We start from the raw sequence: 23,345 nt of genomic DNA on the forward strand, positions 1-23,345 counted from the left end.
TTACGTATGCTATAATGTTCAGAGTTAGCACGAAAATATTTACAATCAAGGTGGGTTCATCTTTAATGAAGAAATTTAAGTATTTAGATTATTTTATTGTGGTACCATACGTAATTTTATGCGTATTTGGAATTATCATGGTGTACTCGTCAAGTGCTGATTATTATATTATTAATGGAATCCGTGCAACGAGCTATCTTTTTCGCCAAATGGCATATGTCATGGTTGGATTCTTGGTTGCAGCACTTGTTTTTGAACTTAAACTAAAAAAATTTAGAAGCTCAACATTTTTAAAAATTTTTGCCATTGGGATGATTTTCTCGTTTGTTTATCTCCTGTTTTGGGGTTCGGTTGTGAATGGTGCAAAAGGGTGGATTGAATTAGGGCCGATTAATATTCAACCTGCGGAAGTTGCTAAATTGTTTTTAACACTTTATCTTGCAGATATGCTTTCTAAACATAATGATCGACTTGAAAGAGATCCTAAGAGTTATTATCGCGCACCTTTAATTATGACATTAGTGTTCGTCTTGGCTATTTTTCTTCAGCGTGATTTGGGGGGCGCTACAATCAACTTTACAATCGCCCTGATCATCTTTTTTGCCAGTGGTATTGACTATCGAAAGGGCATTGGCATTATTTTATTAGGTGTTTCAGCCTTCATGTTTGTCTTGCTACCACTTGCATCAAGAATTAATGTAAACACAAAAAATTATATGCTTCAACGAATTGTAGGATTTGCGCATCCGTTCGAACTTGCCAAAAGTTCGGGGAACCAATTAGTTAATTCTTACTATGCTCTCGGAAATGGGGGTGTGTTTGGTGTTGGTTTGGGAAACAGTATTCAGAAAAAAGGGTATTTACCAGAGGCAAATACTGATTTTATCATGGCAGTTGTTTCGGAAGAATTAGGTTTAGTTACGGTAAGCTTAATTTTAATTTTGTTATTAGTTATTGTGGGTCGCGCAATTTGGTTAGGTATTCATGCCCATAACATGTACGAAACTTTAGTTTGCTACGGGTTAGCGACTTATCTTTCAATCCAAACATTTTTCAATATTGGTGGTGTAACGGGTTTACTGCCTATTACAGGAGTAACTTTTCCGTTCATCAGTTATGGTGGTTCAAGTATGTTAGTGTTATCAGTTGCCATGGGCATCTTGCTAAATGTGAGTGCAAACGTACAACGTGAGCGAACTAAAAATTTAACACTGGTTCGCGAATAAAGAGTTTGGAGGGGTATTTGTGAAAAAAGTATTAGTCGCAAATCGTGGCGAGATTGCCACACGAATTTTTCGGGCTTGCAAGGAGCTTTCCTTACAAACAGTTGCTATTTTTGCTAAAGAAGACGCACTGTCAGTTCATCGTTTTAAGGCAGATGAAGCTTATTTAGTTGGTGCTGGTAAAAAACCAGTTGAAGCTTATTTAGATATTGAAGATATCATTCGAATTGCTAAAGAAAATAGCGTGGATGCGATCCACCCAGGCTATGGTTTCTTGTCCGAAAATGAGCAGTTTGCCAAACGTTGTGAAGAAGAGGGTATCACCTTTATTGGACCAAAAGTGGCTCATCTACATATGTTTGGTGACAAACTGGAAGCTAAAGCCGTTGCCAACAAGGCTGGGATTGCAACAATTCCGGGGACCAAAGATCCAGTCACTAGTTTTGCGCAGGTGAAGGCTTTTGCGGACAAACATGGTTATCCCATCATGCTAAAAGCGGCAATGGGCGGTGGCGGCCGTGGGATGCGAATTGTTCAAAAAGAATCACAATTAAAAGAAAGCTATGATCGTGCTAAAAGTGAAGCTATGCAATCATTTGGTAGTGATGAATTATACTTGGAAAAATATTTAAAATCGCCTAAACATATTGAAGTCCAGATACTAGCGGATTCATTTGGCAATGTTTTACATTTGTTTGAGCGGGATTGTTCTGTGCAGCGACGTAATCAAAAGGTGGTTGAAATCGCCCCTAGTGTAACTCTGCCTATTGATTTACGAAAACGGATTTGTGATGCTGCCGTGCGCTTAATGCAATCAGTACATTATGTGAATGCTGCTACGGTTGAGTTCTTGGTAGAAAAAAACCAATTTTACTTTGTGGAAGTTAACCCCCGAGTGCAAGTTGAGCATACCGTTACTGAATTAATTACGGATCGTGATATTGTGCAATCACAAATTTTAATTGCACAAGGTAAAAATTTATTTACAGATTTACATTTTCCACAACAAAAAGATTTAACTTATCAAGGAGCTGCAATTCAGTGTCGAATTACAACTGAAGATCCTTCAAAAAACTTTATGCCAGACACAGGAACTATTGAAACCTATCGTTCTCCAGGTGGTAATGGGGTCCGTTTGGATGTCGGCAATGCTTATACGGGAGCTGTTATCACACCATTTTTTGATTCTTTGTTGGTAAAAGTTTGCGTGCATGACAGTAATTTTAAAAATACTGCCAAGAAAATGTTACGAGTATTAAACGAATTTATGATTAGCGGTATTCACACTAATATAGGCTTTTTGAAGAATGTAATTAGTCATCCGGTATTTCAATCAGGAGAGGCCACAACGACCTTTATTGACGAAACGCCAGAGCTTTTTACAGTTCAAAATGATGCTAACCCGACCAATAAATTATTAACTTACATGAGTAAGATCACAGTTAATGGTACTGATGGGGTACCAAGTCACGAGAAAAAATATTACCCAGAAGCCTTAGAAAAGTTACAAATTATTCCTCAAAAAGAGCAAACTGCAAAAGATATATTAGTGACTCAAGGTGTGTCTGGATTACAAGAATGGATTAGCAATCAATCACAATTATTGTTGACAGATACCACTTTGCGAGACGCCCATCAAAGTTTATTTGCAACCCGAATGCGTACCCATGATATGTTGCCAATTGCAGGTAAAATCGATCAAGGATTGCCACAATTGTTTTCCGCCGAAGCATGGGGCGGTGCAACGTTTGACGTGGCGTACCGTTTCTTACACGAAGATCCTTGGGTACGGTTAAGTGAGCTACGCAAAAAGATGCCACATACGTTACTACAAATGCTTTTTCGTGGGAGCAATGCTGTTGGGTATCAAAATTATCCCGACAATGTTATTCAGGAATTTATCAGATTAGCAGCTAAAAATGGCATCGATGTTTTTCGAATTTTTGACAGTTTGAACTGGGTGCCACAATTAGAAACCAGTATTCAAGCAGTTCGTGATACCGGTAAAATTGCCGAAGCAACAATGTGCTATACAGGTGATATTTTGGATGCAGGTCAAAAGACTTACACGCTTGAGTATTACAAGAATCTAGCTAAAGAGCTTGAACAAGCTGGTGCCCAAATCTTGGCGATTAAGGATATGGCTGGTGTTTTGAAACCGGCAGCGGCTTATCGACTGATTAATGTACTTAAAGATAATATTTCAATTCCGATTCATTTGCATACCCATGATACAACGGGCAATGGTATTGCAACTTATTTGAGTGCTGCAAAGGCTGGTGTGGATATTGTGGATGTTGCTGCCAGCAGTATGTCCGGGACCACCAGTCAACCCAGTTTAAGCACTTTGTACTATGCAATGACGGGTGACAACCGGCAACCCACAATTAATATTCAAAATGCAGAAGAAATTAACCGTTATTGGAAAGGTGTTCGGCCGTTCTATCAAGATTTTGAGAATGGCATGACCGGTTCCCAAACTGATATTTACCAAACGCAAATGCCAGGGGGACAGTATTCTAATTTGCAACAACAAGCCCAAGCACTTGGCTTAAAAGGCCGTTTTGAGGACGTGAAACAGGCTTATCGCCAGGTTAACACGTTATTCGGTGATATTATCAAAGTTACCCCCAGCTCAAAAGTCGTTGGGGATATGGCTTTGTTTATGATTGAAAATGATTTAAGCCCTGAAGAAATCCTTTCTGAAGGTGAGCACCTTGACTTTCCCAAGTCCGTTGTTGACTTTTTTGCTGGAAATTTGGGACAGCCGGTTAATGGTTTTCCAAAACAACTTCAAAAATTGGTTTTAAAAAATAAAACGGCTACTACGGTTCGTCCTGGTAGTTTAGCCAAAGCAGTCGATTTTGCCGTAGTTGAAAAAAAGTTGATTAAACAGTTACAACGAGATGTTACCCCCGAAGAAGTCATCAGTGCTGTCTTGTATCCAAAAGTATTTGATGATTATAATACATTTATCGATTCGGCCGGGCCGGTGACCAAATTAGATACGCCAACCTTCTTTCAGGGTATCCGTCGAGGAGAAACCGTGAATGTTGAAGTGCGGCATGGGTACCATCTGATTATTAAGTTAAATCAAATTGGCCAAGTTGATGAGCAAGGGCAACGAACTCTTTACTACGAAGTTAATGGTCGTAAACAAGATATTGTGGTGCGTGATCTAAGTATTCACGAAACTGCAACAACTAAGCGTAAGGCTGAACCCACAAATAGTAATGAAATTGGGGCAACAATGAGTGGTTCTGTGTTGAGTGTGAGTGTTCACGCGGGTGATAAAATTGGCAAGGGCACAAACCTGTTGGTTACGGAAGCTATGAAGATGGAAACAACAATTCAAGCTCCGTTTGATTGTGTCATTAAACATGTTTATGTAGCTGCTGGTGATGTTGTGGACACGAATGACTTATTGATTGAGATTGCACCTCAAAAGCTTAAATAGGCTTGTGAGACGCACATAGGAGGCAATTATGGAATTTACACTTCAATCTCGACAAAGTATCATTATTAATTTATCTAATTTAAGACAAGTTAAGCAATTGAAAAAGTTTGGCATTTTGTATTACGTTTCAAAAAGCATGAAATATGCTGTTTTGTATACTGATCGTGAACTGGCCCAAAAAGCTTGTGTTGCAATTGGCAAATTATCAAGCGTTAAAAGCGCTGAAATTTCCCCGCGTGCAGACTTGAAGATGAACTTTGATGATGACGAAACGGCGGAATTTAAACGTACAAATGAAGACTAGGTGAATGATAAATGCGAGTGGTTTCTGGAGATTTTGGTGGTCGTCGGTTAAAGGCAGTTCCTGGTGTAAAAACGCGACCAACCACAGATAAAGTAAAAGAATCGATGTTTAATATGATTGGCCCTTATTTTGATGGTGGTCGGTCCTTGGACTTGTTTGCTGGAAGTGGCGGATTGAGTATTGAGGCCGTTTCGCGAGGGATTGATAAGGCTGTTTTAGTAGATAAGCAACGGCAATCCATTCAAACGATTGAACAAAATGTGGCGGTTACTAAGGCACAAGATCAATTTGAAATTATGCGTCAAGATGCCAATCGAGCACTAACAATTCTGGCTGATCAAGACATAAAATTTGATCTGATCTTTTTGGATCCACCGTATAAACTCCAGAAGATTGTCAAAGAAATGGCAAAAATGGTTAGTTTAGGATTATTAAATGCCGGTGCAATTGTGGTCTGCGAAACGGATCAATTTGCAAAATTACCGGAATCTATGCCCAACTTTAAGCTTTGGAAACGACAAGATTATGGCATCACGGAAGTCAGCATTTATCAATTTGAAACAGGTGATTAGATGAAAGTTGCAATTTTTCCGGGGAGTTTCGACCCATTGACTAATGGGCACCTTAATATAATTAAACGGGCAAGTTTGTTATTTGACGAACTGGTAGTGGCTGTCGCAATTAACACCAGTAAATCAGCATTATTTAGTACTGAAGAAAAAGTACGGCTTATTCAAAATGCTGTTAGTGATTTGCCCAACGTACGAGTGATCCCGACTAAGGGGCTTACCATTGACTTGTTTAAACAATTAGAGGCAACCACGTTAGTCCGAGGGTTGCGGGATGAGGCTGATTATCGCTATGAGCGTCAAATTGCAGAGATGAATCATCAACTCGATCACGCAGTTGAAACAATCTTTTTAATGGCGAATCCTCGGAATACTTATGTTGCTTCAAGTATTATTAAAGAAATTGCCAAAATGGGCGGCGACGTATCCAGTTTTGTGCCTGCAAATGTCGTGCAACCTTTAAAAGATAAATTTAAGTAAAGGAGATACATTTTGGCACGAATCCGAAAGTTTTTCAAAAAATATTGGTTATTACTAGTTGCAATGATCGTTGCGCTTGTTTTCGTGTTTTTACCTTTACCATTTTATGTAGAAGGTCCCGGAACGGCGGATCAATTGAGTCAGTACGTTAAAGTGAATCATAAACGCGATCACAAAAAGGGAAGTTTCCGGATGACCACAGTTTCGGTGATCAAAGGGACGCCAGCGATGTATGTGTTTGCGAAAATCATGCCCAATTATGAAGTCGAATCTGTTAGTGATATTACTGGTAATCAAGATAATGCCACGTATAATAAAGTACAGACATTTTATATGAATAGTGCAATTAATCAAGCCATTTATGTGGCCTATCATAAGGCTGATAAGGCTGTGAAGGTTCATTTCAAGGGCATCTATATCCTTGAGATTGAGAAAAATTCACAATTTAAACACGTTTTGCATGTTGGTGACACCATCACCAAAGTCAATAATCAGCGATTAGTTAGTGCCGAAGATGCCATGAAGAAGATTAGATCACATAACGTAGGCAATTCCATCACAATTACTTATCAGCATAATGGTAAAACTAAGACAGCTTCTGGTAAGCTAGTCCGTTTATCCACTGGTAAACCTGGTATTGGTATTGGATTAACAGACAATAATTCTGTGACAACTAAGATTCCCGTTTCCATTGATGCGCATGGGACAGAGGGGCCGTCTGCAGGATTAATGTTTACATTACAAATTTATAGTCAGTTAACTAATCAGAATCTGCGTAAGGGTCGTAATATTGCCGGAACTGGCACAATTGCTACGGATGGGTCAGTCGGTGAAATTGGTGGGATTGACAAAAAAATTGTTGCTGCCAAAAAAGCGGGTGCCACAATTTTCTTTGCGCCTTATCTCAAACCAACGAAACTTGTTGAGAAATATGAGCCAAATCATTTGACTAATTATCAGTTGGCAATAAAAACGGCTAAACGAATTGATCCGAAGCTGAAAGTGGTTCCGGTAAAGAATTTTGAGAATGCCATAAAGTATTTGCAAAAAACCAAATAGTTTTATAGAACACCAAGAGATATTTTTAAAAAGTTATCGAAAATTGATAATAATTAAAAATATCTCTTTTTATGTGCGTATTTAATAGGTGAAGGGATGTGAGGAGTGTGATTGAAGAATTATGGGAAAACTATAAAAAATACATTTTAATAGGTGGTGGGAGTGTTTTGGTAGTGTTAATTGTCTTTCTTTTGATGGGAAAACACAACTCAAATACAAACTCAGATGCATTAACGATGAATAGTGGTGAAAATTCGTCTGAACAATTTAGTTCTAGTAATCAAACGAGTTCACCTGCCACCGTTTCTGGAACGGCAAGTGGTCCTACAATGACTACTAGTGAAACTACAAGTGAATATGTTTATGTGGACGTTAAAGGCGCAGTTAAACATCCAGGAATTTTTAAAGTTAAAAATTCGATGCGTGTGGACGATGCGATTAATTTGGCTGGTGGGATGCTCAAAACGGCGGACCGTAAGCATATTAATTTGGCACAGCGATTAACGGATCAACAAGTTGTTTATGTGCCCATTCGTGGTGAAATTAAAGGTGCTGCAACGGGTACCGTGGATGCAGAAGTAGCCGCACCAGTTTCGTCCGATTCTACTACAACCAGTGCATCTAATGACAGTAGCTCTTCAAGTGAGACGACAGGTGGAAGTGAATCTACAGGTGGAACAGTTAATTTGAATTCTGCCACAAAAGAACAATTACAAACGCTGACCAGCATTGGAGATAAAAAGGCAGATCAAATTATTCAGTATCGAGAAGCGCACGGTAAATTCAAAAGTATTGATGAATTAAAGGAAGTCCAAGGAATTGGTGATAAAACATTTGAAGCCCTAAAGCCACAATTAAGTGTGTAACCTAGCGGTAAATATTTGGTATACTTTAACTTAAAGAAGGAAGGCATTTTTATGAGTGATAAAAGAATCCCATGGGATCAGTATTTTATGACACAAGCTGTTTTACTATCGCTGCGAAGCACCTGTACACGGCTCTCAGTAGGTGCCACCATCGTTCGTGACAAGCGCATTATTGCCGGCGGATATAATGGTTCGGTTTCCGGTGATGTACATTGTATTGACGAGGGATGTTATCTAGTTGATGGGCACTGTGTTAGAACGATCCACGCCGAAATGAATGCAATTTTACAATGTGCGAAGTTTGGTGCTGCAACTGATGGTGCCGAAATTTATGTGACTGACTTTCCATGTTTGCAATGTACCAAAATGATTTTACAGGCAGGCATTAAAAAAATTCATTATTTACGAAATTATCACAATGATTCATACGCAATGGGGCTTTTAAAACGTATGAATATTGAGGTGCAGCACGTTGAATTTACTGATGAAGAAATTGCAGCTGTTTCAATGGATAAAATTTTAAATCAAGACTAGCTTTGAAGCTTTTCCATGGTTTTTTATTGCAATTTTAAGCGTTCTTCTCGATGCTGTAATCACATCTCACGTTTGGGTATTAACTCTGTTAGTTGTTTATTGGATGATTCGGGTCTGCTTTTTACGCGACAAAACGATGATCTATTGGACGTTTTTTGCTGGGTTTATTTTTGCCATGTTGTTTTGGTGGCATAGTACGACTTTGAATCAGCAAACGATGGCTAGTCAGCCCAATTGGCAGGGAAGTCTGATAGTTCAGCCTGATGAACTAAAATGCCAGGGAGATTATTTTCAGTTTACTGGTGTGGACGAGAAAGGGCATCGACTGAGAGTTTCCGGGTATCTAAAAGCAGCGCATGAAAAGCAACAATTAGAAAAAATTCGGCGACCAGTAAAAATACTAGTTCGCGGGCAAATTCAAACCATTGATCAACCAGGAAATTTGAATCAATTTAATTATCGAACTTATTGTTTTTCAAAGGGAATTACTAATCTATTAAGTAAAACAACCGTAGTGAGTTGGCAACCAATTCAGGCAAGTAATCCAATTGTAGGAATTTTTGGGCTTTTGCATACTTGGCGAAATAATATGCGACTTTATTGTCAGCAATTGCCTAAACTAATGCAAACATATGCGCTAAGTTTGCTGATTGGTTTCAAAGATGAGGCGTTTGATGAAGATATGGAGGGTGTCACAACTCTGGGTTTGCTTCATCTTTTTAGTCTATCAGGATTACATGTTTTTTATTTTTGTTGGTTATTGCGCCAGTTATTCCTGAGATTACGTGTAACTAAGGAAACGACAAGTATCTTGCTGATTTGCTTTCTACCTGCCTTTTTGATTATTGGTGGTGGCTCGGGGAGTCTTTTTCGGTCAATTATGATGGCAGAATTAGGCATGTTAGGCACGACTTTAAAAAGACGCCACACACAATTGAATGTGTGGAGTATAACAATGCTGGTGAATCTAGTCTTTGATCCGTATGTTATTTTTAGTATGGGTGGTCAGTTGAGTTACTTACTGTCATTTTTACTTATTTTTGTTGGCAATTATTCGTCGTTTAGACGGGCCTGGGTTCTAAATATTGTGAGTTTACCAATTATTTTGTTTCATACCTATCAGTGGCATCTGTTAACTTCATTTGCGAACTTTTTGATTATTCCAATTTTTTCAAATTTTGTGATGCCATTGGTGATCATGAGTGCAGCAACGTTTTGGTTAATTCCACAACTGAGTAGCTGGTTCACGGTGGGCTTGCAGTTATTCCATCAATTGGTAACCTTGTTGAGTAAGTTGCCTGGACAAATTATTTTTGGAAAACCTCCTTTAGCATTTACGGCCGTTTTAGTAATCATTTCTCTCGCCTGGATTGCATTTCCCAGATACAAGAGACGAATTAGTTGGCTTTTGTTAAGCTGTTATTTAATGGGATTCATATGGATTCATTTCCCGCTTCATGGTGAGGTAACTTTTGTGGATGTGGGACAGGGGGATAGCATCCTAATTAGAATGCCATTCAATCGGTCCGTGACAGTAATTGATACTGGAGGTAAAGTTGGTTTCTTGAAACCGGCATGGGCAAAAGGTCCAGAGAAAAAGCATACCCCACCAGTTCTAGATTATTTACATAGTTTAGGAATTTCAAAAGTAAACACGCTATGTTTGTCTCATCAGGATGCAGATCATATTGGGGATGCCGGAGTGCTGTTGGCTGGCATTAAAGTTAAACAAGTGGTAATTCCTAAAGGGATGGAAAATTCTCGTGGTTTTCAGTCCAAAGTTAAACCTTTTCTGCAAAAATCAGCGCTCTTACCAGTATTGGCAGATCAAAAGGTAGCCAATTTGCCATTTGAAATCGTGCATCCGTTTGTAGAAGGTAAAGGTGAAAATCATGACTCTTTGACTTTATGGGCCAAGTTTGGCGATGATAATTTTATTTTTTCGGGAGATTTAGATCAAGCAGGAGAACGAGATATTATTGCCCGTTATCCGCAATTACAGGCTTCGGTTGTTAAACTGGGGCATCATGGAAGCAAAACAGCATCTGCTAAAGATTACTTGAGCCAAATTCGTGCTAAAATTGGAGTTATCTCAGCTGGAAAGAATAATCATTATGGTCATCCAAATCCAGAAACTCTTCAAACTTTGAAACAGTTAAAGATTCAATCGGTATCAACGATTGATGAGGGAATGATCAGTTATCGCTTCACCTCTCATGGATTTACAAATTGGCGTTTTGTACGGAGGAATTATGAAAAAGATACAGTACACTGACTTACTTAAAAAACTGAATGCAGATCAAACCGATCCGGTTTATTTAATTTTGGGTCAAGAGGATTATTTGGAACAACAAATTCAACGGGCTTTTCAGAATTTAGTTCCAAAAGAAGAGCAGGAAATGAATATTGGCAATTATGATATGGAATCGACTTCCTTGGGAGCAGCCTTAGATGATGCCACATCGGCCCCTTTTTTTGGTGAACGGCGTGTTGTTTTTGTGAGGGATCCTTATTTTTTAACTGGAGAACGACATAAAGGGGGACCAAACCATGATGTTGATGGTTTGCAAACTTATTTGGAACATCCGGTTGATTCCACAGTGTTAGTAATATTTGCCGCTTATGAAAAGTTGGACGGGCGCAAGAAGATTGTTAAAACTCTGAATAAACAAGCAATAACCATCCAAATTGGTAATTTAAATCAAGGTCAAATTAGTCAATTGGTTAAAACACGCCTTACTACAAAAAATTACACTATTTCACCAGAGGCTTTGAATCAGTTGTTATTTCGCACAGACTCAAAACTGAGTACCATGATGAATGAGTTACCAAAATTAATGCTTTATAATATTGGAAAAAAAGAGATTACGGTGGAATCTGTAGATGCTTTGGTTTCGAAAAGTCTTGATCAAAATGTTTTTGATTTGAGTAATGCAGTCTTGCAAAAAAAGTCTAAACAAGCTATCGATATTTATCAAAGTTTAATTACGCAGCAAGAACAGCCTTTGCGAATTAACGCCGTTTTAGTTGGGCAGATCAGATTATTGTTACAAGTGAAAATTTTACAAAATCAGGGTTTTTCACAAGGTGATATTGCGGGAACCTTAAAGGTTCATCCTTATCGAGTAAAGTTGGCAATGCAAAGTAGTCGGCATTTTTCGATGACCGATCTTACAAAGGGATATACAGGATTGATTGATTTAGATTTACAGCTAAAATCAACTCAAAAAGATCCTGAACTTCTGTTTGAACTGTTTTTGCTACAATTTATTGATCAAAAGATTGCTTAAAAGTTTCGATAATAAAAGCCCTGAGACAGATGCCTCAGGGCTTTTATTCGTTTCATAAATTATTTAGCAAGTTGTTTTGTTAAACGTGACTTTGTACGAGCAGCCTTGTTAGCTTTGATTAAGCCCTTTGTTTTAGCTTGGTCAAGTTTACTGATAGCTGTAAGATATAAGTCTTGTTTGTCGTCAGAGCCCTTAACAGCTGCTGATTCGAATTTTTTAACTGCAGTCCGTAGCTTACTTACTTGTGATTGGTTACGTAAAGCTGCTTTTTCGTTAGTTTTTACTCGCTTCATTGCGGATTTAATAACTGGCATTTGATTCACCTCCACTGATCTGAAATCAATACTACAACAAGTGTTATTATACAGAAGACAAGTATTGAATGCAATAAGAAATTGTCAAGTAACATTACTTGATAGGCAAAAACACTTAGATTATCCATGACGAGGGAAACTAAACTTGTGTTTTATGTGAAAGTTAGGTATGATATATCTTGTGTGTTAAGCACGAACCCATACTTGGTTTATCGAATCACCAACGATTAACCCAGTTTCGGGCAATAAATAAAAGGGGTGAAAATAATGGCAATTTCACAAGCAAAGAAAAACGAAATCATCACTAAATATGCGCGTCATGATGGCGATACTGGTTCTACAGAAGTTCAGGTCGCTGTTTTAACTGCAGATATTAATGAAATTAATAAGCATTTAAGCGTTCATAAAAAAGATTTCCATTCACAACGTGGATTAATGAAGAAAATTGGTCATCGTCGTAATTTATTAGCATACTTACGTCGTACTGACATCCAACGTTACCGTGATTTAATTGAATCATTAGGTTTACGTCGTTAAGATTTTCAAAAGCGAAGACTTCGGTCTCCGCTTTTTTTTGTGCTCTCGATTAAATAACGGTCTTAAAAATAGGTTTAGTTCACTTTTAAAGAAAACTTATAAACTTTCAAATACTTGGAACACAACTCTCGTATTAAAATGTGGTAAACTTAAAGCAGTTTATACGTCGAGACAGAATAGATTTTGTAATAACGCATTAAAATGTGCTGTAGTAGGGTTAAAAGAATTTTTGGATTAAATAATTCTAAATATGGACTATTTAGAATTGTGGACCAGAAAATTCAACCGAAGTTTTATATTTGAGAGCTTCTAAGTGGCGAACATTGATCTAGTGTCGTTTTAAAGCTCACATATATTTGATAGATAAACAAGCAGAAAATGAAAGTAACTAAAAATTTTTGAGGTGGAATGAATGAGTAATAGTATCAAAATTATCCCATTTAGTGGGGTACGTGAAAACGGCAAAAATATGTATGCCGTTGAGGTGAATGATTCAATTTATATTTTAGACTGTGGATTGAAATATCCGGAAAATGAATTACTGGGAATTGATGTGGTCATTCCTGATTTTTCTTATCTAGAAAAGCATAGTGACAAAATTGTAGGGGTGTTCTTAACACATGGGCATGCAGATGCTATTGGGGCTTTACCATACTTTTTGGATCAATTTCCAGTTCCAGTATTTGGTTCAGAAATGACCATTGCATTAGCCAAACTCAATGTTGAAAAAGACGCCAAATTAAAACAGTTTACTGATTTTCATATTGTGAATGAAAAAATGGAAATTGATTTTGGGGATGTGACAGTTTCGTTCTTCAGAACAACACATTCTATTCCGGAATCATTGGGAATTGTTTTAAAAACTAGTGAAGGGCAAATTGTTTATACTGGTGATTTCAAGTTTGACCAAACTGCATCAAGTGACTATGCAACTGATTTTGGACGTTTGGGCCAGATTGGTGAGAATGGTGTATTAGCGCTTCTTAGTGAATCGGCAAATGACGAAAATCCTAAACCATCAACCAATGAACGTGATATTGCTAACTATATCTTGGAAACGTTCAAGTATCATGAAGGCCGAATTGTAGTTGCTTCCGTGGCATCTAATATCTTACGAATTCAACAAGTTCTGGATGCGGCCGCCCAATCTGATCGGAAAGTGGTCCTTACAGGTCATGATTTAGAAAAAATTGTCAATACTGCTTTACGGTTGAATAAATTACATTTACCTGCAGATGATGTGATTGTGCCATTTAACAAATTAGAGAGTTTAGACAAAGAACGCACTGTTGTTTTGGAAACTGGCAAAATGGGAGAACCTATTAAAGCTTTACAAAAGATGGCTAGCGATCCTGGTAAAGGAATTCATATAGATCCTGGTGATTTAGTCTTTATTACTACGACCCCGTCACACGCAATGGAAACTACCGTTGCTAAAACAAAGAACATGATTTATCGTGCCGGTGGTGAAGTTAAAGCTATTTCTGATGATTTGAATGCTTCAGGTCATGCCAGCAAAAATGATTTACAACTAATGATTAATCTTTTGAAGCCAAATTACTTGATTCCAATTCAAGGTGAATATCGTTTGTTAAATACACATGCGCAACTTGCTCGTGAGGTAGGCATGGCAGATGATCACATCTTCTTAACCCAAAAGGGCGATGTTTTGGAGTACAAAAATGGCGAGATGCATTTAGGCCAGGGCATTGAAGTTGGTGATACCATGATTGATGGAATCGGTGTTGGTGATATTGGAAACATTGTGTTGCGGGACCGAAAAATTTTGTCGGATGACGGGATTTTTATTGCTGTTGTGACGATTGACCGCAAAAAAAAGTTGATTATTGGGCAGCCTAAAGTAACCTCACGAGGGTTTGTTTATGTCAATGGAGAGCACGATCTACTTAAGGAAAGTGCTTCGATTGTGACAGAAGTGGTTCAAAACAATCTTGATAACAAGGAATTTGATTGGGGCCATTTGAAACAGGATATTCGGGAGAAAATTAGTCGATATCTGTTTGATCAAACAAAACGTCATCCAGTAATTCTTCCAGTAATTATGGAAGTTAATCAACATCATCATAAAGCACCAAGTAAGGCATCAAAAAAAGTTGAAGAAAAGTAAATTAGAAACTGGTAATGTTGAGTTGATTGACATTACCAGTTTTTCAGTGGAGGTTTATCATGCAAGATGACCAATTATTAAAAATCAAGCGGGCTGTTGCGGATGAACAGTGGAATAAAGTGCTTAACCTAATTGAACCTATTATTTCTGAAACAGCAAATAATCAGCAACTACACTATTTATTCGTTTTGAGTTTGTTTAAAACTAAACACTATTTGGAAGGCCTAAAATATGCCAATGATTACTACGACTTTTATGCCAATGATTCAAAAGGCCAAAACCTTTATTTTTCGCTTCTGTTAGCTTGCCAGGACTTTTTAGGTGCCCATCAATTTTTGGAAATTTTAAAACAAGATCATGTTGACAATATTTCCGATTATGTGACGAGTTTGACTAATAAAGAAATCGAAGTTCGCCAGCAAAAAGTGACTTTAAATCAAAAATTAAAGAAGTTTTACCATTTGGGTGATTTATCAGTGAGGGAAGCCAATTCAACATTGCAAGAAGCAAAGCAATTACCCGCAACTGAATATTTTCAAGCGGCGCAGTTTATTTTTGTGGATCCTTTCGTCCATCCTTTGATTCGAGCCACGGTCCTTGAAAATGTTGTTTCGTTAAAATTGAAGGGAAAAATTAAGTATTATTGGTTAGACCAACAAAATCATGAAATCGATTTAACCCGATTAACTGGGATTTTGGATAACCCGGTTCAAATAAAATTAAATAAATTTTTACAAGAAAAATTAGCTGACAGTGATCCAATTTTACTCGAAGGAATTTCGAAAGATAAAAATCTCTATCTAAGTTATGTTTATCCTTATGCAAAACAAGTTTTTAAAAAGCCTGAAGAGTGGGTGAACTATTGGCTAGATGACTACTATGGTCGAATGCATCCGGATACAGAAGATACGCGTTTTATGACTAAATGGCAGGGAAAGTTTCGGAAATATACGACTGAACTTTTGGAAAATAACGATATAAATAAGTAAAAAGCTATAAATATTGCAATTTTTTTGGCTTAATTGGTTTACAAACTTCAGTGTTCTTTATATAATGTTTAAGGATTCTCTTAGGCGAGACCTTTGCCTTTTCATGAGGATGTAGTATAATAGTTTTTAAAGAATCCAGCCACGCCAAGGGCTGAGTAATTCTTACGAAAAATACAGGAGGTTCGTATTAATGGCAAAAGAACATTACGAAAGAACAAAACCCCATGTAAATATTGGTACAATTGGCCATATTGATCATGGAAAAACTACTTTAACAGCAGCAATTACAAAGGTTTTAGCTAGCAAAGGTTTAGCTAAAGCTGAAGATTATGCTGATATTGATGCTGCTCCAGAGGAACGTGAACGTGGTATTACAATCAATACTGCCCATGTTGAATACGAGACAGAGAAACGTCATTATGCTCATATTGATGCTCCAGGACATGCTGATTACATCAAGAACATGATCACTGGTGCTGCTCAAATGGATGGTGCCATCTTAGTTGTTGCTGCAACTGATGGTCCTATGCCACAAACACGTGAACATATCTTACTTGCTCATCAAGTTGGTGTTGACTATATCGTTGTCTTCTTAAACAAGACTGATTTAGTTGATGATGACGAATTGGTTGACTTAGTTGAGATGGAAGTTCGTGAGTTGTTATCAGAATACGATTATCCTGGTGACGATGTTCCTGTAATCCGTGGTTCAGCTTTGAAGGCACTTGAAGGCGACCCAGAACAAGAAAAAGTTATTCTTCACTTAATGGATGTTATCGATGAATATATCCCAACACCACAACGTGACAATGACAAGCCTTTCTTGATGCCTGTTGAAGATGTCTTCACTATCACTGGTCGTGGTACTGTTGCTTCTGGTCGTATTGATCGTGGTGAAGTTAAAATCGGTGATGAAGTTGAAATTGTTGGTTTGAAAGACGAACCATTGAAGTCAACTGTTACTGGTCTTGAAATGTTCCGTAAGACTCTTGATTTAGGAGAAGCTGGCGATAACGTTGGTGTATTGCTCCGTGGTATTAACCGTGACCAAGTTGTCCGTGGACAAGTTCTTGCTGCACCTGGTTCAATCCAGACTCACAAGAAATTCAAGTCAGAAGTATATATCTTGACGAAAGAGGAAGGTGGTCGTCATACACCATTCTTCTCAAACTATCGTCCTCAATTCTACTTCCATACAACTGATGTTACTGGTGTCATTGAATTACCAGATAACGTTGAAATGGTAATGCCTGGTGATAACGTTACATTTACTGTAGAACTTATCGAACCAGTTGCCATTGAAAAAGGTACTAAGTTCACTGTTCGTGAAGGTGGCCATACTGTTGGTGCCGGTGTTGTTTCTGAAATTGATGACTAATTAGTTTTCAAAACACACTAAAAAGACTCGGAATGAAAATTTCGGGTCTTTTTTATGCTTTTAAATGGTGAAAACGTTGAAAATGTGGTGTTATGCCCGATATTGAGAACGTTAGTGTAAAGTTTTAGTAGGAAAGTGAAAAAAAGCCTTTTCAAAACACGAGAAGACCGTTAATCTTCTAATTAGGTTGGTAGCCAAAAATTAGGAGGTAACGGTCTTCATGTCTCAAATCTTAACAGAAATCATGACAGTTTTAAAGGATAGTAATAGTTTATTTAATGCGGAACAAGATTTAATGATTCGGTGTCAAGCGTTGATTGCCACTGCTTTAGGTCAAGCACTAGAAGAGTTGGATGATCTTTTAATTGGTGAAACAAAATACCAAGAAATTGTTGGTAAACGCGAAAGAACTTTGAATTTCATGTGTGGGGCCGTAACTTTCAAACGCCGGTTAGTGAAGCTAGCTGATAAAAAGTATGTCTTTCCTTTGGATCGTTATTTGCAGTTAATTCCACGAAGTAGATTTTCACCCTTAATGGTCGAAAAGGTTGCCAAGCTAGCTTCACATAGTGTTTTACGGACAACAGCTTTGGCTGTTAACCTTTTAACCCCACTTTCTATCAGTCATCAAAAAGTTGGTCAACTTTATCAAGCAGCCGGTACGCAATGTGAAAAGCAGCGTGAAGAAACCACATTAGTGAACATCGAAAAGAAACGGCGAGTTCCTTATCTGTATTTGGAAGGCGATGCCTTTTGTGTGGCCTTAAAGGCTAAGCAACACCATAAAAATGTCTTTATTCATCGACTGCAACTAACGGAAGGTATTAGCCAAAATGGCCAGCGCCGACAGACGTTAAACCGACATGTATTTACGGGATTAAACCGGCAAGCAGTTTTTAATCAAGTACAAGATTATCTCGATCAGAATTATGATTTACGAGCAACTACAATGATTACCGGTAGCGATAATGGGAGTGGCTATGAACCATCCTGCTTTGATGAATTAGCGGTTGGGGCCAAAAAACATGAGCACTTTTTAGATCGTTATCACTTGAACCGAAAAATTCGTAGTCGATTAAGCAAGATGCCTAAAATTCTGCAAAGTAAACTATTTCAGGGTGTGCATAATTGGGATAATGATCAAGTTCAAATTGTCCTTGATACGTGTGAGTTCCAAGCCAATTATGCGGATAGTCTGGAAGCAATTCAGCTTTTACGGAGTTACTTGAAACGTAACTGGAATTATTTAAAGCCAGCTGACAAGCGAAGCTTAGCTACCGAAACCGTGTGTTTAGGTGGCTGTGAAAGTAATCATCGACGCTTTACCTATCGGTTAAAACATCAAGGTCGCTCTTGGAGTAAAGCTGGATTGAAGGCGATGATTGCGGTGATTACCAGTGAAATTAACGGGCAATTAGAAACAGCAATGATAAAGATGCCCAATACCTTGCCAATAAGCATCATGCCAGTTAAAGTGGCCGCTAGTTATTTTCTTAAACAGCCTTTTACGCAACATCAAGGAATTAGGCACGGCAGTATTTCATTAGACGCAGCAACTAGCAGTGCTATGGGTAATTTGGTGAAGGCTATTTCATAGGATTTGAATAACAGGTGGAGCGGAGGCGTTGGTGAAAGAGTGTGTCGATGTCACTTAGCGATTTATCGCTTAGAGACATGGGAGACTGGAGAGATCCACTTTTGGCCTGAAGGGCAAGAAGTTAGCTCGTAAGCGACCCACACGGCCCCGCATCAACGCCGGAACGAAACAAAAAGTAGTTAAAAACATAAATAAAATCTAATTAGAGACACTACCTACTAAAACTTGACACATACATTGAGAACATAAGCATTTACAATTCTAGTCGTATACGGTAAACTAGTATCCGTATGCAATACAAATTGTAAAACCACTTTTTTATTGTCGGAGGGAAAATAATGACTGCAAAATGGGAAAAAAAGAGTGCTAGTAATGGCGAATTAACTTTCGAAATTAGCACCGATAAAATTCAAGAAGGTTTAGATAAAGCCTTCCAAAAGACTCGGAAACAATTAAATGTACCTGGATTCCGAAAAGGACGTGTCCCACGCCAAATTTTTAATCAAATGTATGGTGAAGAAGCACTCTATGAGGATGCTTTGAACATTGTGCTTCCAGAAGCTTATGAAGCTGCTATTGAAGAAACAAAAATCGAACCAGTAGACCAACCTAAAATCGATGTTGATAGCATGGAAAAAGGCAAGGCATGGGTTTTGAAGGCTGTTGTGACAGTTAAACCAGACGTTAAACTAGGTGATTACAAAGGCCTAACCGTTGCTAAACAAGGTCATCGTGTAACTTCTAAAGAAGTTGACGCTGAGATTGAAAAGAAACGTGAGCAACAAGCAGAACTTGTTTTAAAAGAGGGCAAACCTGCTGAAAATGGTGATACAGTTACAATTGACTTTGAAGGAAAAGTTGATGGTAAGGCATTTGATGGTGGTAAAGCTGAAAACTATGACTTGGAACTTGGTTCTAATTCATTTATTCCCGGCTTTGAAGAACAGTTAGTTGGCCACAATACTGATGATAAAGTAGACGTTAAGGTAACTTTCCCTGACGATTACAATGCTGAAGATCTTCAAGGTAAAGAAGCTGTATTTGCTGTTACAATTCATGAAATTAAAACAAAAGAATTACCTGAATTAGACAATGAGTTTGCTAAAGATGTTGATGAGGAAGTTGATTCTTTAGATGAATTAAAGGCTAAGACTCATGATGAGTTGAAGAAACAAAAAGATGATGCTGCTGCCCAAGCTAAGGAAGACGAAGCAATTCAAAAGGCTGTTGATAATGCCGAAGTCAAAGAAGTTCCTCAAGCAATGATCGATGAAGACGTTCAACGTCAACTCGACCAATACTTGGCAAACATGCAACAACAAGGAATTGATCCTAAGACTTACTACAAGATCACTGGTACTTCTGAAGATGATTTGAAGAAACAATTGGCAGATGGTGCTGAAAACCGAGTTAAAACTAACTTAGTTTTGGAAGCTATCGTTGAAGCTGAAAAAATTGTTCCTACTGATGATGAAGTTGCTTCTGAAATCAAAGACTTGGCTTCACAATATGGTATGGAAGAAAGTGCTGTTCAGAAGGCTCTTTCTGAAGACATGTTGAAGCATGATATCGCTGTAAAGAAGGCTGTTGCTGTCATTACTGATTCTGCTGTAGAAGAAAGTAAAGCAAAAGCTGCTAAAAAAGACGATACAGCAAAAGATGCTAAATAGTTCAAATCAAATTTTGAATTTAAAAAGAATCCATTGAGTTCCTTGATGGATTCTTTTTTAAAACGAGTTGTTAGCTTAAAACCAAGGTTTTTGTTATGATGTTCTTATAAACATTAGAGAGGTGAGTTGGTTGTTAGATAACACCGATAACACAGGGACAATTACTTGTTCATTTTGTGGAAAGACTCAGGATCAAGTAAAGAAAATTGTTGCTGGTCCCGGAGTTTATATTTGTAACGAATGTATTGATTTATGTAAAGAGATTATTGACGAAGAAGTTTCACGTGAGAGTGCAGAAGAATTTTCTGATATTCCAACACCAGCTGAAATTGTCAATAAATTAAATGAGTATGTCATTGGTCAGACAGAAGCTAAACGCACATTGTCTGTGGCTGTATATAACCACTACAAGCGAATTAATCAGATGGAAAGTGCTGATGAAGGCGATGTTGAATTACAAAAGAGTAATATCAGTATTATTGGGCCAACAGGATCTGGTAAGACTTTTTTGGCGCAGAGTTTAGCAAGAATTTTGAATGTACCATTTGCAATTGCAGATGCGACAACTTTGACTGAAGCTGGCTACGTGGGTGAAGACGTTGAAAATATTCTTTTAAAACTTTTGCAAAATGCTGATTATGATGTAGATAAGGCCGAAAAGGGGATTATTTACATTGATGAAATCGACAAAATTGCTAAAAAGAGCGAAAATGTTTCCATTACGCGTGATGTTTCTGGTGAGGGTGTTCAACAAGCTTTGCTTAAGATCTTGGAAGGCACGATTGCTAATGTTCCACCCCAAGGCGGACGCAAGCATCCGCAACAGGAGTTCATTCAGATTGATACTACTAACATTTTATTTATTGTTGGTGGAGCTTTTGATGGTATTGAAGATATTGTGAAGAGCCGTTTGGGTGACAAGGTTATCGGATTTGGAACTGATACTGATAAGGTTATTGATGAGTCCAAGAGTCTTATGCAACAAGTGATCCCAGAAGATTTATTGCGGTTTGGGTTGATTCCTGAATTCATTGGTCGTTTGCCTATTCTTACCGCTTTAGAAAAATTAACTACTGATGACTTGGTTCGTATTTTAACTGAACCCAAAAATGCATTGGTTAAACAATATAAGACGCTATTATCACTGGATGATGTTAAACTACATTTCACACCCCAAGCTTTACGAGCAATTGCTGAAGAGGCGATTGAGCGCAATACTGGGGCTCGTGGATTACGTTCTATCATTGAAGAAGTTATGCGTGATATAATGTACGATATTCCATCTCGTGATGATGTTGAACAAGTAACGGTGACAAAACGCACAGTTGTTGATCATGCAGAACCAGAATTAATTTTGAAAGATAAGAAAGCTTCTTAAATAGCTGGAAATAAAAGAATGATGGTTTCTAATTTGGAAACCATTATTTTTTTGATTAAAAATTGCAATCTTTATGTGGTAAAATTAGACAAGATTAAAAAGGTGGTACAAGAAATGGAAGTTCATAATGTCGAGTTAGTCATGAGTGCAGTGGCTCCAGCTCAGTATCCAACAACTGGTTATCCAGAAATTGCGCTTGTCGGTCGTTCTAATGTCGGCAAGTCCTCATTAACAAATGTTTTAATTAACCGTAATAGCTATGCGCGAACCTCCTCGCAACCGGGAAAAACGCAAACCTTGAATTTCTATAATGTTGAAGATCAACTTTACTTCGTTGATGTCCCTGGATATGGTTATGCAAAAGTGTCCAAAACAGAGCGAGAAAAATGGGGGAAAATGATTGAAACCTATCTTTCCACGCGTCCACAGCTTAAGGGAGTCATCTCTTTAGTTGATGCTCGGCATGCGCCAAGTGAGGACGATGTCACGATGTATGATTGGCTTCATTATTATGAAATTCCTATTTTAATTGTGGCGACTAAAAGTGACAAAGTTGTCCGAGGTAAGTGGAACAAGAGTGAAAGTTTGATCAAGAAGACACTCCATTTTAGCGAACTCGATGAATTTCAACTTTTTTCAGCTCAAACAAAAATGGGTAAGGATCAGGTTTGGCAATGGATTGAGAAGCGTATCGAGGAGGACTAACAATGGAATTTAATGATTATCAAAAAAAAGCAAACAGAACTTTGTTTGGCAATGAACAGGTTTTAACAAATTGTGCCTTAGGTTTAGCTAGTGAGAGTGGTCAGGTTGTTGATTTAGTTAAAAACTATACTTTTCATGGTAAGGATTTGGATCGCGACGAATTAACAAAAGAAATGGGCGATGTTTTGTGGTATTTATCACAGGTTGCAGAATGGGCTGACATTCCTTTTGAACAAGTGGCACAAGAAAATATCGAAACCTTAAATCAACGTTATCCAGCAAATGAGTAACTAAGGGTTGAAACCACAAAAACTTATCTTGTTAGTTGATACGAAAAGTTCATGGTAGCAAAATTAGATAAAGTACCGTCTTCCAGCAAATTTGGGCTGGAACGTAGTGCGAGTTCTTGCGGCCGAGCTTGCCACAAGAATCGACATCGACAGGAGCAAGAAAGATTTTCGGAACGAAAATCATCATTACTAGGCGGAATAGTGGGCACGACTTGGAGCCGCAAACCACGTCTCCAAGCTCGGCCTTTATCTAAGCGAAACCCGCTAAGATAAACGACACTACTGAGCCCATTTGCTTCCAGACTAAGTCTAATTTTTGCGATCAACACACTGATATAATAATTTTGATACTTTCGACCTTTAGATGAGTAAACAAAAAATGAGTGAATTTCGGCAAGTTGTCGAAAATTCGCTCATTTTTTTTGCTTTTTAGGTTTCTTTGTTTCGGTGTTGCGTTTCAGAAACTTATTCTTCTTGTCTGCTGTAGTTTTGTCTTCTACAGGTGCAACAAATTTATCTAACATCTTTTCAAGGTTAATCTCTTGTTTAATTTTCAAACCCATTCTCATCACTCCTT

21 protein-coding genes are annotated in these 23,345 nt (G+C 37.9%); 19 read left to right on the forward strand and 2 right to left on the reverse strand.

From position 1 onward, the window contains the following. Positions 1-65: 65 nt before the first annotated feature. The 10 genes from AB3217_RS04800 (at position 66) to holA (ending at position 11,782) form a co-directional block, all read left to right on the forward strand. Positions 66-1,226, forward strand: a complete 1,161-nt coding sequence (locus AB3217_RS04800) for an FtsW/RodA/SpoVE family cell cycle protein (RefSeq protein ID WP_084254245.1) — start codon at positions 66-68, stop codon at positions 1,224-1,226. 19 nt (positions 1,227-1,245) lie between these two features. Further along, entirely contained in the window at positions 1,246-4,680 is a 3,435-nt protein-coding gene (locus AB3217_RS04805; protein WP_367365743.1) for a pyruvate carboxylase, read from the forward strand. A 28-nt stretch (positions 4,681-4,708) separates the two neighbouring features. Next, on the forward strand, positions 4,709-4,984 hold the full coding sequence (locus tag AB3217_RS04810) for a YlbG family protein (RefSeq protein ID WP_057784507.1): 276 nt from the start codon (positions 4,709-4,711) through the stop codon (positions 4,982-4,984). 11 nt (positions 4,985-4,995) lie between these two features. Then, positions 4,996-5,556 (forward strand): 16S rRNA (guanine(966)-N(2))-methyltransferase RsmD, encoded by a 561-nt coding sequence (gene rsmD, locus AB3217_RS04815; RefSeq protein ID WP_367365744.1) that lies wholly within the window; start codon positions 4,996-4,998, stop codon positions 5,554-5,556. Next, a complete protein-coding gene (coaD, locus tag AB3217_RS04820; protein ID WP_367365745.1) occupies positions 5,557-6,033 on the forward strand; it encodes a pantetheine-phosphate adenylyltransferase in 477 nt (158 codons plus the stop codon). 12 nt (positions 6,034-6,045) lie between these two features. Next, the gene (locus AB3217_RS04825) at positions 6,046-7,092 is read left to right on the forward strand and encodes a SepM family pheromone-processing serine protease (protein ID WP_367365746.1); all 1,047 of its coding nucleotides are present in this window, start codon (positions 6,046-6,048) and stop codon (positions 7,090-7,092) included. A gap of 107 nt (positions 7,093-7,199) precedes the next feature. Then, positions 7,200-7,958, forward strand: coding sequence for a helix-hairpin-helix domain-containing protein (locus AB3217_RS04830; protein ID WP_260274542.1), 759 nt, complete (start codon positions 7,200-7,202; stop codon positions 7,956-7,958). Between the two features lie 51 nt (positions 7,959-8,009). Beyond that, entirely contained in the window at positions 8,010-8,492 is a 483-nt protein-coding gene (locus AB3217_RS04835) for a ComE operon protein 2 (RefSeq protein ID WP_057784503.1), read from the forward strand. A gap of 58 nt (positions 8,493-8,550) precedes the next feature. After that, a complete protein-coding gene (locus AB3217_RS04840; RefSeq protein WP_367366122.1) occupies positions 8,551-10,767 on the forward strand; it encodes a DNA internalization-related competence protein ComEC/Rec2 in 2,217 nt (738 codons plus the stop codon). Next, positions 10,745-11,782 carry a DNA polymerase III subunit delta gene (holA, locus tag AB3217_RS04845; protein WP_147206760.1) on the forward strand — a complete coding sequence of 346 codons (1,038 nt, stop codon included), beginning with the start codon at positions 10,745-10,747 and terminating at the stop codon, positions 11,780-11,782. The genes AB3217_RS04840 and holA overlap by 23 nt, the downstream gene beginning before the upstream one ends. 59 nt (positions 11,783-11,841) lie before the next feature. Here holA and rpsT read toward each other — a convergent pair whose 3' ends face one another. Continuing rightward, a complete protein-coding gene (gene rpsT, locus AB3217_RS04850) occupies positions 11,842-12,096 on the reverse strand; it encodes a 30S ribosomal protein S20 (protein ID WP_057784501.1) in 255 nt (84 codons plus the stop codon). Between the two features lie 267 nt (positions 12,097-12,363). Between rpsT and rpsO the strand changes: the two genes are divergently transcribed. From rpsO to AB3217_RS04895, 9 genes are all read left to right on the forward strand, one after another. Next, entirely contained in the window at positions 12,364-12,633 is a 270-nt protein-coding gene (gene rpsO, locus AB3217_RS04855; RefSeq protein WP_057784500.1) for a 30S ribosomal protein S15, read from the forward strand. Between the two features lie 412 nt (positions 12,634-13,045). Further along, the gene (locus AB3217_RS04860) at positions 13,046-14,761 is read left to right on the forward strand and encodes a ribonuclease J (RefSeq protein WP_068805525.1); all 1,716 of its coding nucleotides are present in this window, start codon (positions 13,046-13,048) and stop codon (positions 14,759-14,761) included. A 59-nt stretch (positions 14,762-14,820) separates the two neighbouring features. After that, positions 14,821-15,750, forward strand: a complete 930-nt coding sequence (locus AB3217_RS04865) for a hypothetical protein (protein WP_057784498.1) — start codon at positions 14,821-14,823, stop codon at positions 15,748-15,750. A 190-nt stretch (positions 15,751-15,940) separates the two neighbouring features. After that, entirely contained in the window at positions 15,941-17,128 is a 1,188-nt protein-coding gene (tuf, locus tag AB3217_RS04870; protein ID WP_057784497.1) for an elongation factor Tu, read from the forward strand. Between the two features lie 220 nt (positions 17,129-17,348). Then, entirely contained in the window at positions 17,349-18,725 is a 1,377-nt protein-coding gene (locus AB3217_RS04875; protein WP_068806374.1) for an ISLre2 family transposase, read from the forward strand. A gap of 338 nt (positions 18,726-19,063) precedes the next feature. Then, the gene (tig, locus tag AB3217_RS04880) at positions 19,064-20,395 is read left to right on the forward strand and encodes a trigger factor (protein WP_057784496.1); all 1,332 of its coding nucleotides are present in this window, start codon (positions 19,064-19,066) and stop codon (positions 20,393-20,395) included. A 130-nt stretch (positions 20,396-20,525) separates the two neighbouring features. Continuing rightward, positions 20,526-21,773 carry an ATP-dependent Clp protease ATP-binding subunit ClpX gene (clpX, locus tag AB3217_RS04885; protein WP_057784495.1) on the forward strand — a complete coding sequence of 416 codons (1,248 nt, stop codon included), beginning with the start codon at positions 20,526-20,528 and terminating at the stop codon, positions 21,771-21,773. 114 nt (positions 21,774-21,887) lie between these two features. Continuing rightward, positions 21,888-22,478, forward strand: coding sequence for a ribosome biogenesis GTP-binding protein YihA/YsxC (gene yihA, locus AB3217_RS04890; protein WP_367365747.1), 591 nt, complete (start codon positions 21,888-21,890; stop codon positions 22,476-22,478). Positions 22,479-22,480: 2 nt separating this feature from the next. After that, complete coding sequence (locus AB3217_RS04895; protein ID WP_057784494.1) at positions 22,481-22,768, forward strand: nucleoside triphosphate pyrophosphohydrolase family protein; 288 nt, start codon at positions 22,481-22,483, stop codon at positions 22,766-22,768. Positions 22,769-23,181: 413 nt separating this feature from the next. Here the strand turns inward: AB3217_RS04895 and AB3217_RS04900 are convergent, their stop codons facing one another. Further along, positions 23,182-23,331 carry an SPJ_0845 family protein gene (locus tag AB3217_RS04900; RefSeq protein ID WP_186806965.1) on the reverse strand — a complete coding sequence of 50 codons (150 nt, stop codon included), beginning with the start codon at positions 23,329-23,331 and terminating at the stop codon, positions 23,182-23,184. Positions 23,332-23,345: the final 14 nt, after the last annotated feature.

Source organism: Pediococcus parvulus, from assembly GCF_964063155.1.
GTDB classification, from domain to species: Bacteria; Bacillota; Bacilli; order Lactobacillales; family Lactobacillaceae; genus Pediococcus; species Pediococcus parvulus.

Excerpts from the sequence above, each read along its gene's own strand:
- rpsT (WP_057784501.1), bottom strand. The coding sequence starts at position 12,096 with ATGCCAGTTATTAAATCCGCAATGAAGCGAGTAAAAACTAACGAAAAA.
- AB3217_RS04865 (WP_057784498.1), top strand. The coding sequence starts at position 14,821 with ATGCAAGATGACCAATTATTAAAAATCAAGCGGGCTGTTGCGGATGAA.
- AB3217_RS04895 (WP_057784494.1), top strand. The coding sequence starts at position 22,481 with ATGGAATTTAATGATTATCAAAAAAAAGCAAACAGAACTTTGTTTGGC.
- AB3217_RS04810 (WP_057784507.1), top strand. The coding sequence starts at position 4,709 with ATGGAATTTACACTTCAATCTCGACAAAGTATCATTATTAATTTATCT.
- holA (WP_147206760.1), top strand. The coding sequence starts at position 10,745 with ATGAAAAAGATACAGTACACTGACTTACTTAAAAAACTGAATGCAGAT.
- tuf (WP_057784497.1), top strand. The coding sequence starts at position 15,941 with ATGGCAAAAGAACATTACGAAAGAACAAAACCCCATGTAAATATTGGT.
- AB3217_RS04800 (WP_084254245.1), top strand. The coding sequence starts at position 66 with ATGAAGAAATTTAAGTATTTAGATTATTTTATTGTGGTACCATACGTA.
- AB3217_RS04860 (WP_068805525.1), top strand. The coding sequence starts at position 13,046 with ATGAGTAATAGTATCAAAATTATCCCATTTAGTGGGGTACGTGAAAAC.
- AB3217_RS04835 (WP_057784503.1), top strand. The coding sequence starts at position 8,010 with ATGAGTGATAAAAGAATCCCATGGGATCAGTATTTTATGACACAAGCT.
- yihA (WP_367365747.1), top strand. The coding sequence starts at position 21,888 with ATGGAAGTTCATAATGTCGAGTTAGTCATGAGTGCAGTGGCTCCAGCT.
- coaD (WP_367365745.1), top strand. The coding sequence starts at position 5,557 with ATGAAAGTTGCAATTTTTCCGGGGAGTTTCGACCCATTGACTAATGGG.
- rsmD (WP_367365744.1), top strand. The coding sequence starts at position 4,996 with ATGCGAGTGGTTTCTGGAGATTTTGGTGGTCGTCGGTTAAAGGCAGTT.
- tig (WP_057784496.1), top strand. The coding sequence starts at position 19,064 with ATGACTGCAAAATGGGAAAAAAAGAGTGCTAGTAATGGCGAATTAACT.
- AB3217_RS04875 (WP_068806374.1), top strand. The coding sequence starts at position 17,349 with ATGTCTCAAATCTTAACAGAAATCATGACAGTTTTAAAGGATAGTAAT.
- rpsO (WP_057784500.1), top strand. The coding sequence starts at position 12,364 with ATGGCAATTTCACAAGCAAAGAAAAACGAAATCATCACTAAATATGCG.
- AB3217_RS04900 (WP_186806965.1), bottom strand. The coding sequence starts at position 23,331 with ATGGGTTTGAAAATTAAACAAGAGATTAACCTTGAAAAGATGTTAGAT.